This is a genomic window from Prosthecobacter sp. (assembly GCF_044222565.1).
Lineage (GTDB): Bacteria > Verrucomicrobiota > Verrucomicrobiia > Verrucomicrobiales > Verrucomicrobiaceae > Prosthecobacter.
In genome coordinates, this window is the sequence record NZ_JBGANA010000007.1 from 303774 (window position 1) to 321833 (window position 18060).

Annotated in this window: 17 protein-coding genes and 1 pseudogene; 17 read left to right on the plus strand and 1 reads right to left on the minus strand. The window is 59.2% G+C overall.

Going from position 1 to position 18060, the window contains the following annotated elements; all coding sequences use genetic code 11:
- The first annotated feature begins 232 nt into the window (after positions 1-232).
- The 10 genes and pseudogenes from ACILSR_RS12870 to ACILSR_RS12915 all read left to right on the plus strand — a co-directional run bounded on the left by ACILSR_RS12870 (position 233) and on the right by ACILSR_RS12915 (position 9754).
- Positions 233-2014 (plus strand): carbamoyltransferase, encoded by a 1782-nt coding sequence (locus ACILSR_RS12870; RefSeq protein WP_395750183.1) that lies wholly within the window; start codon positions 233-235, stop codon positions 2012-2014.
- 126 nt (positions 2015-2140) lie between these two features.
- On the plus strand, positions 2141-2437 hold the full coding sequence (locus ACILSR_RS12875) for a hypothetical protein (RefSeq protein ID WP_395750184.1): 297 nt from the start codon (positions 2141-2143) through the stop codon (positions 2435-2437).
- Entirely contained in the window at positions 2434-3321 is an 888-nt protein-coding gene (gene rfbA / locus ACILSR_RS12880; protein WP_395750185.1) for a glucose-1-phosphate thymidylyltransferase RfbA, read from the plus strand. Before ACILSR_RS12875 ends, rfbA begins: the two co-directional genes overlap by 4 nt.
- 119 nt (positions 3322-3440) lie before the next feature.
- Positions 3441-4172, plus strand: a complete 732-nt coding sequence (locus tag ACILSR_RS12885) for a class I SAM-dependent methyltransferase (RefSeq protein ID WP_395750186.1) — start codon at positions 3441-3443, stop codon at positions 4170-4172.
- Entirely contained in the window at positions 4172-5215 is a 1044-nt protein-coding gene (rfbB, locus tag ACILSR_RS12890) for a dTDP-glucose 4,6-dehydratase (protein WP_395750187.1), read from the plus strand. The genes ACILSR_RS12885 and rfbB overlap by 1 nt, the downstream gene beginning before the upstream one ends.
- Positions 5215-6042, plus strand: a complete 828-nt coding sequence (locus tag ACILSR_RS12895) for an ABC transporter permease (protein ID WP_395750188.1) — start codon at positions 5215-5217, stop codon at positions 6040-6042. The genes rfbB and ACILSR_RS12895 overlap by 1 nt, the downstream gene beginning before the upstream one ends.
- Positions 6043-6063: 21 nt before the next feature.
- Positions 6064-6471, plus strand: a pseudogene (locus ACILSR_RS12900) (glycosyltransferase family A protein); the annotation flags it as partial.
- Positions 6472-6861: 390 nt separating this feature from the next.
- Positions 6862-7479 (plus strand): methyltransferase domain-containing protein, encoded by a 618-nt coding sequence (locus tag ACILSR_RS12905; protein WP_395750227.1) that lies wholly within the window; start codon positions 6862-6864, stop codon positions 7477-7479.
- A 17-nt stretch (positions 7480-7496) separates the two neighbouring features.
- Entirely contained in the window at positions 7497-8471 is a 975-nt protein-coding gene (locus ACILSR_RS12910; RefSeq protein WP_395750189.1) for a glycosyltransferase family 9 protein, read from the plus strand.
- Entirely contained in the window at positions 8468-9754 is a 1287-nt protein-coding gene (locus ACILSR_RS12915) for an ABC transporter ATP-binding protein (protein WP_395750190.1), read from the plus strand. The genes ACILSR_RS12910 and ACILSR_RS12915 overlap by 4 nt, the downstream gene beginning before the upstream one ends.
- Positions 9755-9777: 23 nt before the next feature.
- On the opposite strand, the gene ACILSR_RS12920 is transcribed toward ACILSR_RS12915, so the two are convergent.
- Positions 9778-10491 carry a glycosyltransferase family 25 protein gene (locus tag ACILSR_RS12920; RefSeq protein ID WP_395750191.1) on the minus strand — a complete coding sequence of 238 codons (714 nt, stop codon included), beginning with the start codon at positions 10489-10491 and terminating at the stop codon, positions 9778-9780.
- Positions 10492-10601: 110 nt separating this feature from the next.
- Here ACILSR_RS12920 and ACILSR_RS12925 point away from each other — a divergent pair, with 110 nt between their 5' ends.
- The 7 genes from ACILSR_RS12925 to ACILSR_RS12955 all read left to right on the plus strand — a co-directional run bounded on the left by ACILSR_RS12925 (position 10602) and on the right by ACILSR_RS12955 (position 18058).
- The gene (locus tag ACILSR_RS12925; RefSeq protein ID WP_395750192.1) at positions 10602-11522 is read left to right on the plus strand and encodes a class I SAM-dependent methyltransferase; all 921 of its coding nucleotides are present in this window, start codon (positions 10602-10604) and stop codon (positions 11520-11522) included.
- 33 nt (positions 11523-11555) lie between these two features.
- A complete protein-coding gene (locus tag ACILSR_RS12930) occupies positions 11556-12602 on the plus strand; it encodes an NAD-dependent epimerase/dehydratase family protein (protein ID WP_395750193.1) in 1047 nt (348 codons plus the stop codon).
- Positions 12602-13663, plus strand: coding sequence for an NAD-dependent epimerase/dehydratase family protein (locus tag ACILSR_RS12935; protein WP_395750194.1), 1062 nt, complete (start codon positions 12602-12604; stop codon positions 13661-13663). The genes ACILSR_RS12930 and ACILSR_RS12935 overlap by 1 nt, the downstream gene beginning before the upstream one ends.
- Before the next feature lie 21 nt (positions 13664-13684).
- Positions 13685-14443 (plus strand): glycosyltransferase family 2 protein, encoded by a 759-nt coding sequence (locus tag ACILSR_RS12940; RefSeq protein WP_395750195.1) that lies wholly within the window; start codon positions 13685-13687, stop codon positions 14441-14443.
- Between the two features lie 70 nt (positions 14444-14513).
- Positions 14514-15983 (plus strand): hypothetical protein, encoded by a 1470-nt coding sequence (locus ACILSR_RS12945; RefSeq protein WP_395750196.1) that lies wholly within the window; start codon positions 14514-14516, stop codon positions 15981-15983.
- A 15-nt stretch (positions 15984-15998) separates the two neighbouring features.
- On the plus strand, positions 15999-17312 hold the full coding sequence (locus ACILSR_RS12950) for a lipopolysaccharide biosynthesis protein (RefSeq protein ID WP_395750197.1): 1314 nt from the start codon (positions 15999-16001) through the stop codon (positions 17310-17312).
- Positions 17309-18058: a class I SAM-dependent methyltransferase gene (locus ACILSR_RS12955; RefSeq protein WP_395750198.1), complete on the plus strand. Its 750-nt coding sequence runs from the start codon at positions 17309-17311 to the stop codon at positions 18056-18058. The genes ACILSR_RS12950 and ACILSR_RS12955 overlap by 4 nt, the downstream gene beginning before the upstream one ends.
- Positions 18059-18060: the final 2 nt, after the last annotated feature.

Genomic DNA, 18060 nt, shown 5'->3' on the forward strand with positions numbered 1-18060 from the left:
AAAAATAGGTCGAGCAATGGATGCTTTCACGTTGTCGAAAATGTGAGGCAGGTTCCAGGAAAGGATGGTGTCAAACTCTTAACACCGGAAGACACTTTATCCTTTGCGCTGTGAATCAGCATGGTACAGTCACCCTCCTTTTTGTGAAAAATGCCGTCCCAACCTCGGCAATCAAGCCCGGCCGCCGTGTAAGCGACCATTGGCGGCAGCTTGGCTTTATTTTACTGGCAGCATGATCGTACTCGGACTGAATGCTTATCACGGCGACTCCGCCGCCGCCCTGGTCAAAGATGGCAAACTTGTGGCCGCCGCAGAAGAGGAGCGCTTCCGCCGCATCAAGCACTGGTCCGGCCTGCCCACCGAAGCCATGAAATGGTGCCTCGCCGATGCCGGCCTTGCGCTCGGCGACGTCGATCACATCGCCATCAATCGCAATCCCAAGGTCAACAACCTGCGCCGCGCCCTCTTCGTTCTCCGCAAGCGCCCCAGCCTCGGCCTCATCATGAAACGCCTGCGCAACATCAAGCGTGCAGGCAGCTTTGAAGACGCCGTGCAGGCTGCGTTCCCTGGGGAAAAATTCCGCGCCGAGGTGCATCGCGTGGAGCATCACCTCGCCCATCTCGCTTCGGGCTTCCTCGTGTCCGATTTCGACGAGGCCGTCTGCCTTTCCGTGGATGGCTTTGGCGACTTCGCCAGCTCCGCCTGGGGCATGGGGAAGGGGAACGACATCCAGATCGACGGCCGCATTTATTTCCCGCACTCGCTTGGCATTTTCTACACCGTCATCACCCAGTTCATCGGCTTTCCCTATTTTGGCGATGAGTACAAGGTCATGGGCCTCGCCCCGTATGGCGAACCCAAGTACCTCAAGGAGATGCGCGAACTCGTGCAGGTGCAGAGCGACGGCACCTTTAAGCTGAACCTGAAATACTTCCGCCACCACAGCGACGACGTTCATTATACCTGGGACAACTGCTGCCCGGAAGTCGGCACCCTGTACAAGAAGGAACCCATGGAGGCCCTCTTCGGCCCCCAGCGTGAAAAAGGCGATGCCCTGGAGCAAAAACACCGCGACATCGCCCGGAGTGCGCAGGCCATGTATGAAGAAGCCTTCTTCGCCATGCTGCAGTCCCTGCATGCCCGCTACCGCTGCGACAACCTCGCCCTCTCCGGCGGCTGCGCCATGAACTCCGTCGCGAATGGCAAGGTGTACATGAACTCCCCCTTCAAGCGCATGTACCTCCCCGCCTCCGCAGGCGATGCCGGCGGCGCCATCGGCTCCGCCTTTGTGGTGGCGCGCAGTTCCGGCAGTGATGTGGGCACTCCTGCCCGCAGTTCCGCCTCCGCCTCACCCACCCGCTACGTCATGGACCACGCCTACGTCGGCCCGCAGGCCTCCGACGCCGAAATCAAAACCCTCCTCGACTCCCGCAACGCCGACATCGTGTCCGAGCAATGCACCGTCCGCCGCATCGACGACGAGTCCGAACTCTGCAAGCTCACCGCCACCGCCATCACCGAAGGCAAGGTCATCGGTTGGTTCCAAGGCCGCATGGAGTGGGGCCCGCGCGCCCTCGGCAATCGCTCCATCCTGGGCGATCCCCGCCGCGCCGACATGAAGGACATCCTCAATCTCAAGATCAAGCGCCGCGAGTCCTTCCGCCCCTTTGCCCCCAGCATCTTGCGCGAGCACGTGAGCGAATGGTTCGAGCAGGACGACGACGTCCCCTTCATGATGGAAGTCTTCCAGGTGCGCGTGGATAAACGCCCCCAGATTCCCGCCACCACCCACGTCGATGGCTCCGGCCGCCTGCAGACCGTCCACCAAGAAACCAACCCCCGCTACCACCGCCTCATCTCCGCCTACCGCGAAATCACCGGCGTGCCCATGGTATTGAATACCAGCTTCAACGAAAACGAACCCGTCGTCTGCACCCCGCAAGAAGCTTTGGACTGCTTCCTGCGCACGAATATGGATGTGCTGGTGCTGAATGATTGGATGATTACGCGGTGAGTTTCCCCGTATTGTAGTACCGGCTTTAGCCGGTCCGTCGAAGAGCCGGCTAAAGCCGGTACTAGAATACAAAGAACCAGAAGCGCTGTCCCACACTCCAAGCTGAGCCGAGATATAAGACTCCAGATGATCCCCCTCGATCAACTCCCCGGCAGCGAACTCATTCTTCGCGGACTCACCGATTACGCGGAAGGCCGCGTGACCAAGGAGTCCTGCCTGCTTGCGGTGGCTTGGACCCGGCTGCAACGCGGCGGCCTGCCGATGCCTGCAAGAACCCCGGAGCGCTTTCCTGAACCAGAAATGCAATTGTATTCCATCCTGCGTTCCGAACCCGGCGATGCCTACTCACGCTACAACTCTCTGCTGCGGCGTCTCATCAGCTTTGAGCAATCGCTGGAGCACCAGAAATCCCACGCCGCATGAAAGGCCTCATCCTCGCAGGCGGCGCAGGCTCGCGTCTCTACCCGCTGACTCAGGTCGCTTCCAAGCAGCTGCAGCCGGTCTATGACAAGCCGATGGTGTACTACCCGCTCACGGTGCTCATCGCTTCCGGCATCCGCGAGATCTGCCTCATCTCCACTCCGCATGACTTGCCACGCTTCCAGCAGCTCCTCGGCGACGGCTCCCAGTGGGGCATCACGATAGAATACCGCGAGCAGGCTAATCCCGAAGGCATCGCGCAGGCGCTCATCATCGCCGCTTCCTTCATCGGTAGATCCGCTGTCACCTTGATCCTCGGCGACAACATCTTCTTCGGCGGCGACGCCTTCCCGCGCGCCTTCGCCGAATTCAAATCCGGCGCCACCATCTTCGCCTACCACGTCAACGATCCCAAACGCTACGGCGTGGTGGAATTTGACGCTGCAGGCAACGCCGTATCCCTCGAAGAAAAGCCCGCGCAGCCGCGCAGCAACTACGCCGTGCCCGGCGTCTATCTCTACGACAACGACGCCGTCGCCATCGCCCAGGGCCTGCAGCCCTCACCACGTGGCGAACTCGAAATCACCGACGTGAACAAAGAGTATCTCCGTCGCGGCACCCTGCGTGTGCAGCGCCTCAGCCGAGGCACCGCCTGGCTGGATGCCGGCACCAGCAGCAGCCTTCACGAAGCCTCCGCTTACGTGCAGACCATCGAAAAACGCCAGGGCATGAAACTCGGCTGCCCCGAAGAAGCCGCCCTGTATCGCGGCTTTCTCTCGCTCGACCAGTTCGACACCCTCGTCTCCAGCATGCCCCGCTGCGAATACCGCGATTACCTTTCTGAAGTCGGCACCGAAGTTCGGCGAGTTGGCATCAAGAGCGCCTAAGCAAACGCTTAAACCAATCATTGCACCGCAGAGGTTGGAAAAACGCAGAGATTTTCAAAAACAAACCTCTGCGTTTTTCTAATCTCTGCGGTGTAACTCCGGCTCTCCCGAATTCCCTCATGACTCCCCACCCGGTCCTCGCCCATCGCTACGCCCAACCTGAAGAACGGCAGGGCTATGTGAAGCAGCTCTTCGACCAGGGCGCTGAGCACTACGATCCCATCGTTGGCTGGGGTTTCTTCGGCACGGGCAATCTCTACCGCAGGACCGCGCAAAGCCGCCATGGCTTGAAGCCCGGCATGCAGCACCTCGATGTCGCCTGTGGCACCGGACTCGTCGCCGTCGCCGCCAGCGAAGTGCTCGGTGGCGACAGAACCATCACCTGCGTGGAGCCCAGCGATGGCATGCTCGCCGTCGCCAAAGGAAAACTGCCCAACGCCCGCTTCATCCAGAGCCGCGCCGAAAGCATGCCACTTGAGGATAGCAGCTACGACTTCCTCACCGTCGGCTACGCCTTGCGCCACTTTGCGGATCTTGAAGCCACTTTCCGTGAATTCCACCGCGTGCTCAAGCCCGGCGGCCGCGTCCTCATCATGGAGGCCACGCGCCCGGCTGGCAAAATCGGCTCCGCGCTTTTCAAACTCTACTTCGGCATCGTCTATCCCTTCTTCGCCCGCCTGCTCACCCGCAGCGCCAAGGCCGAAGAAATGATGGTGTATTTTTGGGAAACCATGGACACCTGCGTGCGCCCTGAAGCCGTCGTCTCCGCCCTCAAGGCCGCCGGATTCCAAGACGCCCGCCGCATCGCCTGCATGAACGTCTTCAGCGAATACGCCGCCGTCAAAGCCTGATGATGAACCTCCTCATCACAGGTGGCGCAGGCTTCATCGGTTCCAATCTCATCCGCCATGTCATCGACAAGCCGGAGATCGCCAAGCTCGTCAATCTCGACTGCCTCACCTACGCCGGTCATCTCGAAAATCTTGAAGGCATCCACGCCACCCATCCGCGCTACCTCTTTGAGCAAGTCGATCTCCGCAACCAGAACGAAGTCACCCGCGTCATCCGCCAGCACGACATCACCCATGTCATGCATCTGGCCGCTGAATCGCACGTGGACCGCAGCATCACCGCCCCCGGCGACTTCATCACCACAAACATCAAAGGCACCTTCTACCTCCTCCAATCCTGCCGCGCTCATTGGTTCAATCCAGCATCCAGCATCCAGGATCCAGCATCGAGATTTCTCCACGTCAGCACCGACGAAGTCTTCGGCTCCCTCTCTCCCGACGCCCCCGCCTTCACCGAGGCAACGCCCTGCGCGCCAAACTCTCCGTACTCCGCCAGCAAGGCCGCCAGTGACATGCTCGTGCGCAGCTACCACCACACTTACGGCCTCCCGGCCATGATCACGCGCTGCTCGAACAATTACGGCCCGTATCAGTTCCCTGAAAAGCTCATCCCCGTGGCCATCCAGAGCATCCTCGCCCGCCAGCCTGTCCCCGTTTACGGCGATGGCATGAACGTGCGCGACTGGCTCCACGTCGCCGATCACTGCGAAGCCCTGTGGACCGTTCTCACCCAGGGCGTGCCCGGCGAGACCTACAATATCGGCGGTTGCAACGAGCACGCCAACCTCCACCTCGTCCAACAGCTCTGCGACATTATCGATGACCTGCAGCCCGCCCTCGGCGGCAACTCGCGCAGCCTCATCACCTTCGTCCCCGACCGCCCCGGCCATGATCGCCGCTACGCCATGGACGCCGCCAAGCTCACCTTCGAGCTCGGCTGGCGGCCCGCGCACACGGTGGAAACCGGCCTGCGCGAAACCGTGGAGTGGTATGTGCAGCACCAGGACTGGGTCAAATCCGTGACCGCATCTCCAACCCACTGATGGAAGAACTCGTCATCGAAGCAGGCCGCAGCGAAGCGCATTACTGGCGCGACCTGTGGCGTTTCCGCGAGCTCTTCGGCATCCTCGCTTGGCGCGATACCCTGGTGCGCTACAAGCAGACCGCCATCGGCGTCGCCTGGGCCGTCCTCCGTCCGCTTCTCACCATCCTCATCGGCACCGGCATCTTCGGCAGCCTGGCCCGCCTGCCGGACGATGGTGTGCCCTACGCCGTCATGGTATGTGCTGGCACGCTGCCCTGGTTCTTTTTCAGCAGCGCCCTCAGCGAGTCCGCCAACAGCCTCGTGGGCAATGCCAGCCTCATTTCCAAGATCTACTTCCCCCGCCTCCTCCTCCCCATGAGCGCCGTGGTCGTGGCCTTTGTCGATTTCGCCGTTTCCCTCGTCATTCTCGCCGCGCTCATGATCTGGTATGGCGTGGCACCCACCTGGCGGCTGCTCACCCTGCCGCTGCTCACGCTGCTGGCCTTCGTCAGCGCCATGGGGCCCGGCCTGCTCTTCACCGCCCTGAATGTGAAGTATCGCGACTTCCGCTACGTCATTCCTTTTGTGGTGCAGTTCGGTCTCTTCGTATCGCCCGTGTTTTACAGCACCACCGCCATCGCGGAACGCTACGGCGACTGGGGCCGCCTGCTCATCGCGCTGAATCCCGTCGTCGGCATCATCGACGGCTTCCGCTGGGCCATCTGCGGCACCACCGATCTGCATTGGCAAAGCTTCCTCTTTTCCATAGCGGTCAGCCTCATTTTCCTCCTCATCTCCATCGTCTGCTTCCGGCGCATGGAGAAGAGCTTTGCGGATGTCATCTAGTGTGGCGCACGCTTCTTTGAAAGCCTGCGCGCCCAGACCGCCAGACCCGCCGAGATAGTCGTTTGTGATGCCAGTGATGACAACAGCACCCACGCCGCAGTTCAGTCCGCTGAGAGCATGTGGGGCGAACCCGCCGCCGTCTGGCGCTACGAGAAGGCCGTCCGCACCGGCCTCGCCCCGCAGCGCAACCAAGCCGTGGCCGCAGCCTCCCAGCCCTACGTCTGGTTTCTCGATGACGATGTCATCTTGGAGCCGCAATGCCTCGAACAACTGCACGCCACCATGGCAGCAGATGCCAGCATCGGCGGCGCCACTGCCACCATCACCAATCAAGGCTACCAAGCTCCCGGCAAATGGTCCACGCTCCTTATGCGCTGGTTCGACCATGGCCGCGTGCGCTCCACCTACGCCGCAGCTTGTGTCGGCCCTTGCTGCACCTTCATGCCCGACACCTCGTCCGACATTTCGCCCGTGGTGAACGCTGAATGGCTCATCGGCTGCTGCTCCCTATATCGCAAATCCGCGCTGCCCGTGCCTGCCGTGCCCGAACATTTCGAAGCCGGTGGTCTGGGCGAAGACCTCGCCGCTTCTCTCAGCGTCGGCCGCACGCACCGCCTGGTGCATGTGCGCGATGCCCGCTGCTTTCACGACTCCCAAGGTGGCGACCACAAGAGCAGCCTCACCCGCACCGCCGACCACTGCATCTCTTTTACCTCACTTCACTGCTCTTCAAGCGCTCCGGGCGCGGCCAGTTTTTCCCCGTCCTCTCCGGCTGCCTGCAAGGCTTCGGCAAACTGCTGCGCGCTTGAGCCATTCGCGATGAAGTCCGCCGTCAAACAGCTCCTCACCCGCACGCTTGCCATCAAGCCCGTGCGCGATGTGCTGGTCGGCATCCTCTCCCGCGAAGGCTGGGTCTCCGGCATCCGCACCAGCCCCCTCGCCAGCGAGACTTCCATCCATCGTCCCAACCTCGCCCAGTATTGCCAAGGCGATGGCATCGATCTCGGTTTCGGTGGCGATCCCATCAATGAGACCGCTGTCCGCATCGATCTCCCCAGCCCTTACTCCACCGGCATCTTTCCCACCCAGTTTGCCGGAGACGCCACCAAGCTGCACTGGTTTGCCGATGCCTCACTGGACTACATTTTCAGCTCCCACCTGCTCGAAGATTTTCCCGACACCACCGCCGTGCTGCGCGAATGGCTGCGTGTCCTCAAAGCAGGCGGCCTTCTTATCATCGGCTGCCCCGATGAAGTCCGCTATCGCGCCTACTGCACCGCCCAGGGCCATCCGCGGAATGAGCACCACGTGCACGCCGACTTCTCGCTCAGCTTCGTCAAACGCCACCTGGAGCAGATCAACGCCACGACCCTCGTCTATGAGAACGATGCCGTGGGTCCATACAGCTGGGAACTTGTCGTCAGAAAGAATGGCTGAAGACCTCCAACGCACCGATGCCCTGGCTTTCTCCCGCTCTCAAAGTTCTGGCCTGGCTCTGCCGCCGACCCTGGGAAGCGCTCAGCGTTGTCCGCACCCTTCGCCGTGCCAAACGCAGCGCCCATCAGCGCGGCGGTCGCGTGCGAGTGCTCGCCCGCGCAGGCGGTCTTGGCGATGTGCTCTGGGCCGCCGCAGCCGCAGATTTGGCCGCGAAACACTCACCGCAGGACGTGCTGCTCTTTCTCACCCAGCCCGCCATGCTGGAGGCCGTGCGACTCGCTTCGCCGGACATTGCGGTCATCGCCCCGCACCTGCCCAATCCCCACATGCAGTCGCTTCTCCGGCGCTTCTGCGAAGTGGTGGAAATGGAGTACGAGCCCCACGACACCGCCGGCACCCACATGGTGCACACCTATCTTCGTCAACTCGGCTGCCCGCAGGAAATGCAACATCCAGCGTGGCACTTCGAGCGCGTACCCTTGTTCCGTGCCGCACAGCCCTTCGCCTGCATCTACACCGGCCCCTCCTGGCCCGTGCGCGAGGCTCCCATGGCGGTGTGGAGCGCCGTGATCCCCCGGCTCAAAAGCGAGCTAGGACTTTGTGTGCTGCATGTCCTGCCTCATCCCTCACCCGCACAGACCATCCCTGGCTGCGATGAACTCGTGATCGGCGCACCACTCGCTTCCCTGTGCAATCTCTTCGATCAAAGCGCTCTCGTGCTGACCATCGACTCCATCATGCTTCACCTCGCCGCAGGCACGCGCGCCCCGCTCGTCGCCATCTTTGGCCCCACGCTCGCCTCCTGCCGCATGTTTGAAACCCCACGCCAGCGCGCCCTCTCCGCGCAGGTGGATTGCGCAGGCTGCCACCATCGCACGCCCCGCCTCCACTGGGAAACCGGCTGCCCCTACGACATCGCCTGCATGCAGCAGATCAGCGCCGATGCCATCATGGCCGCCGCCTCCCAGGTGCTTGCCCTCCCTCCCCGATGAAACCCGAGTCCATCATCGGCATCGAATCTCTTGGCAAAAGCTACCTGCTCAGCCACCAGACCGAGCGCGCCCCTTATCAGCGCCTCAGCGATGCCTTGGTCCACTCCGCCAAAGCTCCGCTTCGCTGGCTCTCGCGCAACAAGCCGCAAACCACCCGCGAAGTCTTCTGGGCGTTACGCGATGTCAGCTTTGAAATCACCCGTGGCGAAGTCGTCGGCATCATCGGCCACAACGGCGCAGGCAAGAGTACATTGCTGAAGCTTCTCTCCCGCATCACCGCGCCCACCATGGGGCGCATCACTCTGCGCGGCACCGTCGGCTCTCTTCTCGAAGTGGGCACCGGCTTCCATCCCGAACTCACCGGCCGCGAAAACATCTTCCTCAATGGCGCCATGCTCGGCATGACCCGTGTGCAAGTCAGCGCAAAGTTTGACGAGATCGTCGCCTTTGCCGAAGTGGAGAAATTTCTCGACACGCCCGTGAAGCGCTACTCCTCCGGCATGTACGTGCGCCTCGCCTTTGCCATCGCCGCGCATCTCGATCCCGAAATCCTCATCATCGATGAAGTGCTCGCCGTGGGCGATGCCGCGTTTCAGAAAAAATGCCTCGGCAAGATGGAGCAGTCCGCGCAGGGCGGAGGACGCACCGTCATCTTCGTCAGTCACAATCTCAGCGCCGTCTCACGCCTCTGCTCCCGCGTCATCGTGCTGGATCACGGCAGGCTCGTCTTTGACGGTCCCACGCAGGAAGGCATTGAAGTTTATTCCGGCCTCGCCCCCACCACGGGTGCCGTCGTTAATCTCTCCGACAAACATCGCCCGCAGCCCGTGCTTTCCGGTGTCAAACTCATGTCCATCAGCCTCACTTCGCACAACGAAGGACAGCAGGCATGGATGATCGATTACGGCGTGGACCTTGAACTCCAGATCACCGTGCAGAGCAACGGCACCGTGCATGAGATCGAGCCCGGCGTCGCCGTGCATTCCGGCAAAGGCTTTGAGATCGCCTCATGGACCAGCGCCGTCACCGGCGGCAATGTCCCCATCCAGCCCGGCCTCACCGCCTTCTCCTTTCGCTGGCAGAATTTCCGCCTCGTCCCCGGTGTTTATCACCTCAGCCTCGGCATGCGCAGCCCGCGCGGTTTTGAAGACTACCTGCCCGAAGTGGTGCGCTTTGAAGTCGTGCGTACCACCGACTCCGCCGCCCATGGCGTGGAGACCTTCAGCGGCTGCATCGTCCCTCTCGTGGACTTCAAAGTCGCTTCCTTACCCGTGGCCCCATGATGCAGACGCATACCAGCGCCTCTTCAATACTGGGACTGCCCCGGCGGATTCAGCGTGGCGTCCTTCATCCAGCTCTCAAAAGCCCCCTGCGTGACCAGCGGCGGCTCGGCCCAGAGGGAATGAATCTGCAACTCCATCCCTGCTGCATTCAGATGCCAGTCGATCGCTCGGCTGAACGGCGGATGCGCAAACCGGCTGCCCAGCACCCGCTGCGCACAGCGCGGATGAATCAGATAAGCCTCCGTGCAGCGCGAGCAGCCACCGCCACCCCACAGCAGGCCGCGTTTCCAGCCACGCCAGTAGATGCGTTTGCCCGCACGCCGTTTCCACCACGGCACATGCAGATCGCAGCCCAAGCCCACAAAGCACAAATCCCACTCGCTCGGCAGCTCGCTCATGCAGCCCTCCAGCGCAGTCAGGAAGCCGGGACGGATCAGCACATCATCTTCCAGAACGAGATGCCAGCACTCCGGCTCAGCCACCACCGCGCGGTAAACTTGCAGGTGCTTCAAAATCAGCGAAACCGAGCCCGCCGAAATGACCTTCGGATCTCCGAACTCCCCACGCTCATACGCGCCACCCGCCAGCACCTCCTCGCGATCATGCGCCGTCATCCAGCTAATCGGGAAACGGTCCAGCCCATGCTCGCGCAGCGTCTTTTCCATGTGCGCCCGGCGCTCCGTGAACTTCGTGTAGTGAATCACATGCACCCGCAGATTCTCCGGGTTCAACTTCACAGGTCGGGTTTGCGTCACATCATTCGCCACGCCGCACTTCTGCCACAGTTGACCACGGAAGAAAAACCCAAAAAGGGCCATGTTGCAGGGCAGGGGAGATCCTGCCTCCCATGACCTCCTCCGGCACATTGCAGCGTCTGCGCAACAAAACCAGCTACCTGCTCTCCAGCGCAGCCAAGCACTTCATCGGTGGCCATCGCAACTGCCCCTCCTGCGGCTCCGCCCCCGCCGAGCAGCTCGATCAAAAATGGCTCGTCACCACCTTCTGCCGCTGCTCTCGCTGCAAGCTCCTTTACCGCATCCCCACCTCCGATGCCCAGGAGAATGAAACCTTCTACCAGGAAGACTACACCGAAGGCTTCACCACCGATCTTCCTTCGCCCACGGAGATTCGGCATCTCATCGCCACCCAGTTTGCCGGTTCCGAAAAAAACTACGCCCACTACATCGCCGTGCTACGTGCCCTGCGCATCAGCCCCGGCGCCCGGCTCTTCGACTACGGCTGCTCCTGGGGCTACGGCAGCCATCAACTCGCCGCTGCGGGCTATCAGGTGGACGCCTTCGAAATCTCCCGCCCCCGCGCCACCTACGCCCGCGCCCAGCTCGGTGTCTCCATGCCCGCCCTGGACACGCTCCAACCCGCCAGCTACGACGTCTTTTTTTCCGCCCACGTCATCGAGCACGTCCCTTCGCCCGCCGCCATGATCGCCACCGGCATGCGCCTGCTCAAGCCCGGCGGCCTCTTCGTCTGCTTCTGCCCCAACGGCTCCCTCACCTTCCGCCACCGCGCCCCGCGTGACTGGCACCTCATGTGGGGCCAGTCTCATCCCCAGCTCATCGACGAAGTCTTCCTCCAGCAATCCTTCCCAAAACAGCCTCTCCTCCTCCACTCCGCCCCCCTCCTGCACTGGAATTTCCCCGTGCATTTGCAAGCGGTGAGCGAATGGCAGCAGCAGCCAGGCACATCCGCCGGCAGCCTCGATCACGTCGAGATGCTCTTTGCAACGGTCAAGGATGCTGTCTCACCCTGAAGGTTTCCCATTGCGGCAACCTGCTTATCTTCTATGAAACTACTCGTAACCGGATCCTCCGGTCTCATCGGCTCCGAAGTCGTTGACTACTTCTGTCAGCAGGGATGGCAGGTGCATGGCGTGGACAACAACATGCGCGCCGACTTCTTTGGCCCCCAGGGAGACACCCGGTGGAATCAGGAGCGCCTCAAGGCAAAACATGCGGCTTTTCAGCACCATGAGCTCGATATCCGCGATCGCAGATCTGTGCTCGCCTATCTTGCCACGCTGCAGCCCACGCATGTGGTGCACACCGCCGCCCAGCCCAGCCATGACCTCGCAGCTTCGCGCCCTTTCGATGATTTTGACACGAATGCCGTCGGTACGCTGAACCTGCTGGAGGCCACCCGCCTGCACGCGCCGGAGGCGGTGTTCGTTCACATGAGCACCAACAAGGTCTATGGCGACCGGCCCAACACCATCAAGCTCAAGGAGCTGGCCACCCGCTGGGACTATGATGATGCGGCGTATGAAAACGGCATCACCGAGGAGTTCCCGATTGATCAGAGCAAACACAGTCTTTTCGGCGCCTCGAAGGTGGCTGCGGACGTGATGGTGCAGGAATACGGACGCTATTTTGGCATGAAATGCTGCGCCCTCCGTGGTGGCTGCCTCACGGGACCCAACCACAGCGGCGTGGAACTGCACGGCTTCCTGAGCTATCTCATCAAGTGCAATCTCATGGGAAGAAAGTACAACGTCTATGGCTACAAGGGCAAACAAGTGCGGGATAACATCCACAGCCTGGACGTGGCGCGCTTCATCCACGCCTTCTTTGAAAACCCACGCTGTGGCGAGGTGTACAACATCGGCGGTGGCCGCGCGAACAGCGTTTCGATTCTCGAAGCCTTCGATCGCATCGCCGCGCTCTCCGGCAAAGCGATGCAATGGGAGTACGTGGACAAAAACCGGGAAGGGGACCACATTTGCTACCTCAGTGATCTCTCCAAGATGAAAGCCCACTACCCCGGCTGGGACATCACCAAAAATTTGGATGATGTGTTTGGGGAGATTTATAGCGCCACTTTGGCCAGTCTGTGATGAATCCTGAAAGCATCCTCATCACTGGTGGTGCGGGCTTTATCGGCTCAAACCTTGCCTGCCATCTGCGGTCACGGTATCCCCGTGCTGTAATTGTGTGCATGGACAATCTCTACCGGCGCGGATCCGAGATCAATATTTCCAGGCTGCAGGAAATGAGCATTCAGTTTCACCTTGGAGACATCCGCATCCCGGCAGAATTTCCAACGGGTCCCTTCGAGGTGCTCATTGAGTGTTCGGCGGAACCGTCCGTGCTTGCCGGGCAGGACGGCTCTCCCGATTACCTTTTCCAAACAAATCTGGTAGGAGCGTATCACTGCCTGGAGAAGGCCCGGCTGTGGAACTCGCGTGTGATCTTTCTTTCGACTAGCAGGGTTTATCCCGTTGCACCACTGGAGGCGCACGGGTGGGTTGAAGACGAGACCCGTTTTCGCTGGTTGGAGCAAGGCACGGCGGGCATCAGCAGACAGGGAGTGAGTGAGGCCTTGGACCTCCGGGGCGCTCGCTCTCTTTATGGTTTCACCAAACTGGCAGCGGAGCAATTAATCGAAGAATATCGTGCGAGTTTCGGGCTGCGGGCCGTGATTAACCGTTGTGGAGTGGTGGCTGGACCGTGGCAGTTTGGCAAAGTGGACCAGGGTGTTATCGCTCTGTGGGCAATGGCTCATTTGTTTAATCGCCCACTTTCTTACATTGGCTATGGCGGCAATGGCAAACAGGTTCGCGACGTACTTCATGTTCAGGACCTCTGTGAACTCATCGCCCTGCAAATATCCGGGTTCGATGCTTGGGATGGCTGGGTTGGAAATGTGGCCGGCGGCTTGGTCCAAAGCATTTCTCTCCAGGAACTCACCCAGCTGTGTAAAGAACTCGGCGGACATTCGATTTCCGTCCGGTCTGACAGTGCGCAGCGCCCGTTCGACCTGCGCCTTTTTGTTGCTGATTGCACTCATCTGTTTCAGCGCACTGACTGGCGGCCCGCCAGAGATCTCCGGAGGATTGTAGCTGACACCATGGCGTGGGCTGTGGAACATCATACGTTGCTGCAAAAAATCGGCTAAAATCCGTCTTTTCGTTCCATCATGTCGCCCACCACCCTCACCCGGCTCGGCCTTTTGAGCATCATCATTCCTGCGCGAGATGAAGAGGGCTGCATTGCCTCCACGGTCAGACATTTGAACTTGGAATTGAAGCTTCAGAACGTTCCCCATGAAATTGTGGTCGTCGATGATGGCAGCAGCGATGCCACCTGGACCATACTCACGGACCTTGGCAAAGAGCTGGCAGAACTTCATCCTGTGCAAAACACAGGCCGTCACGGTTTTGGCTGCGCCATTATCAAAGGACTCGACTCAATGACAGGAGATGCTGCAGTCATTATGATGGCCGACGAATCCGATGACTGCCGCGATGTCGTGCGCTACTGGAATCTTCTCAATGAAGGCTGGGACTGCGTCTTTGGCAGTCGCTTCATGAAAGGCGGGGGCATCATTGATTACCCGTGGCTGAAGCTTCGCATCAACCGGCTTGCCAATCTTTTCGTGCGCTTGTTGTTCAATATCAAGCTCAACGACACCACCAACGCTTTCAAGGCCTACCGAAGGACGGTCATCGACAGTTGCCGTCCGCTGCTGTCACCGCATTTCAATCTTACGGTGGAGCTGCCTCTCAAAGCCATTGTGCGTGGGTTCACTTGGACCACCATGCCCATCACGTGGAGGAACCGCCGCACCGGCGTTGCCAAGCTCAAAATTCGGGAGATGGGCAGCCGCTACTTCTTCATCGTTGCTTATGTGTGGCTGGAAAAGTACTTCAGCCGTGGGGATTACCGGCAGCAATGATCTGAGAGGCTTGGCAAAGGCAAACGGACGACGAAAACGGCAGGGCGGCATGGAAGGAAAGCTGTAATTTATGAAATGTACCAAGCTGTATCCTGCTGTGTTTGTTTTGACGGCGTTGTTCCTTTTTGCCTTCAAACTGACCGTCAGCCAGCCCGCGCAGGTGGATGAGATATTCTTCAAGTCTCCTGGGTTAAGCTGGGCCTCGGGCACCGGCTGGCGTTCACCTGAAGAGCCGCACTACGGTGGTTGGCAGCCGCCCTTGAATGAAGTTTTCGCCAGTTACCCTCCGGTCTATCCTTTCCTGTTTGGTTGTTGCGTGAAGATCTTTGGCTTCAGCTGGCGCGTTTGCGCCGGATATGATGCAGTCATTCACATCCTTCTTTCGGGAGTTCTTATTTTGTTTTTGCGTTCAGCCGCACCATCAAAGCAGGGGATGGCGTGGAATGCAGGCTGGCTGTTTCTCTTGTCAGGCTACCCGCCGCGTCCTGACCAGCTCGCCATGAGCTTTGGATATGGCGCACTCGCCTTAATACTCGGGCTGGATGAGAAGTGTGGGTGGCGGCGGCTTGTGCTTTCGGGGGTGCTTTTCGGCTTTTGTTTGGGGACCAGCGTGCCATGCTCAGTGGCTCTCGCGCCCCTGCTTGTGGCCTTGATGCTGCGCAGGCACAGAGTGTTTGGACTGACGTTCAAACGCTTTGTTGTTATATGCGGAGTTGCTACTGCCACTGCTCTGGTTATCGTCCTGCCGGTCTGGCTTTATCACCATGGCGCATTGGCGCAGAACTTGAATGCTACGGCTTCGATCACGGGTTATACATTCAGCACATCGCTGGGCCACTTGTTCCGTTATTGGTATCCTGTACTCATCGCGGTTGGCATTTTCATGCTGCCCGGGGTCATGGCCCTTTTCGTAAATTTGAAACTACGGCAAAAAGAACAGGTGGTGTCCTGGTTGGTCTGGTATGGCTCCATCTCCCTTCCATTGGCATTCTTCTTTCTCAAGAGCACGTTTCAAGGTTCATATTACTGGTTTTTCATTCCTTGGCTCATTGCGGCGCTCTCACAGTTTCATCTGTATGGCCCGCAGGTGCCCCGGTGTACGTTGGCGATTCTCTTGGTGGGTTTTTTACCGCTCACAGGGCTTAATGTTCGAATGATGCTGGGCGCATATTTGACCCCCTCGGACCAACGTATCGAGGCGTTCAGGCAAACAGTGGAGGGACTCGTTCCTGAAGGGGCTTCCGTGGCATGCGGGGGAGACTATTGGTGGCTCTTTGCCCATCGGAACCAGGTTTATGATCTGTTGAATCATGCCGCCTTGCAGGCGGATCAGGTGGATTATGTCGTTGTGACTGGCATCGGCTCGGGTGGTGCTGATAAGCACGGATCACTGCCTCCATTTGCTGGCGGTGAACGCTTTCAGTTGATCCACTCCCAGCCCGGGCCATCACTGCCGTCGCTGTTAGGGATTCCTTTGTTCCGCAGCACCTTCAGTCCTGCCCCGGCGGTGTTTCGCAGGAAAGACGCGCATGGGCGGTGATGATTGATTGATCAAATGATTTCATGGCTGTCATCTCGTCACAATCGTTCCCGCATATTTGGCTGGGTTTCGCTGGTGATGAGCTTTGCTGCTGTGCAGGCATTGGTTCAGGTCTTGAGCATTCTCACCGGTTTTGTCCTCGTTCGTCATCTCACGAAGGAGGACTATGCTTGGTTCACCATCGCTAGTGGTATGACGGCCGGGCTTTCTATTCTTGCGGATTCAGGCATCGGGTCGGCGGTGACGTCGCTGGCCGGCTCTGTGTGGGAGAATGGCAAAAGGCTTGCAGACCTGATGGCGGCAGCTCTTTGTGCCCGCGTCCGTTCGAGTGCCCTTGCCGTCGTTCTTTTGCTGCCTACCACCTTTTATCTTTTGTGCCGCAATCATGCGCCTGTTTTGACGGCAGTTGTGATCACCGTGCTGGTCGTGTTGCCGCTGGGTTGGGTCACCCGAATTTCGGTCCTAACCGTGGTAAATCGCATGCATCACCGTACCCGCGAGATTCAAATAGCTGAGCTTGCTGCCGCGTCATCAAGGTCAGTCTTCACCATTCTGCCCACCGTGATGGGCTATGGCAGTGCCATCGTGGCGATGGGGGCCATGTGTGTTAGCCACTGGTTTCAGGCTCGAATGGTCAAACGCCAAGTAGAGCCTCTTTTGGTCCATGGGGCGGCAATGCCTGATGAGGAAGACTTTGCTCCACGCATTCGGCGGATCATGCGGCAGATGTTGCCGTCCTGCCTCTTCGTGGCGTTTCAGGGACAGCTTTCGATCATGCTTATTAGCGTCTTTGCCAGCAACAGTCAGGTGGCGGATTTGGGGGCTCTGACTCGGCTTGGGATTGTATTCACCATCGCCGGGGCACCAATGGCTCAGTTGGTGCCGCCACGAATCGCCAAATGTCAGAGCGCACGTCGTCTTGGCTGGATGATTGGACTGGTGGCAGGCGCTTACGCAGTCTTTGCCAGTGGCGTGTTATGCCTGATCTATTTCGAATCGGGCTGGTTTCTCTGGCTGCTCGGTCCAGCTTATGCGCATTTGCACCACGAACTGTTGCTGGTGACGGTGGCTGCCAGCCTTGGTGGCATGAACTCCGCGATGTGGTGTATGAACTTTGCTCGCGGCTGGACTCGATATGCATGGCTGAACGTCCCCGTCTCCCTGGTGTTGCAGGTGGTTGGAGTCCTTGTCTTCAGGGTCGATACTGTGGCCGGGGTGGCCATGATGGTGATTGTGGTGTGCTCGGGGCAACTGCTGCATTCTGTTGGAGTTGCGATTTGTGGACTGCGGTCAGTATTTCGCCAAACATCAAAAAAAATTTACTCATGAAACTGCGCACGCGACTTGGGAATTTCTACCGAAACATTTTTGCTCCATTGCACTTCCAGCTCGCAAAGACTCAACTACATGAACGGCTGAAAAATGCTGATCACACGGCCAAGTCGCTTGTGGAGATAACAGACTCTTTTGCCGGATCAGGCTGGTTTTCAGAATTGAGGTCATGGCAGGTGCCTTCGGAATTCATCAGCATGATCGATTGGGCCATGGGCATCAAGCCCGCTTGTGTGCTTGAGATTGGCACAGCCAAAGGTGCGACATTGTTGGCGTGGTGCCGAATAGCGTCGAAGAAGATCGTCTCTGTGGATCTTCCAGGGGGCATTCATGGTGGCGGTTATCCCGCCATCAAACAAAAGCTGTATCAAGAATTTTTGTTCGACCGCCCCGAGGTTTCTCTCACCTGCATTCAGGATGACAGCCATTCGGAACAAACGAGGCAGCAAGCCGAAGTGGCGCTTGCTGGTATGAAGCTCGACATCCTCTTTATTGATGGAGATCACTCCTACAAAGGTGTTAAAAGGGATTTTGAACTCTGGTCTCCTTTGGTCAAGTCCGAGGGGTACGTCGTTTTTCATGACATTTTACGTCATAAACATGTCGAAAAATGTGAAGTGGATCAGCTTTGGACGGAGTTAAAGGTGAGGTTCCCTTTTTTTGAATTCGTCGAAGATCCCGACCAAGGCTGGGGAGGTATCGGGATTATCAAATTGACTCAAAGTGAGTGCAAAGTTTCCTGATC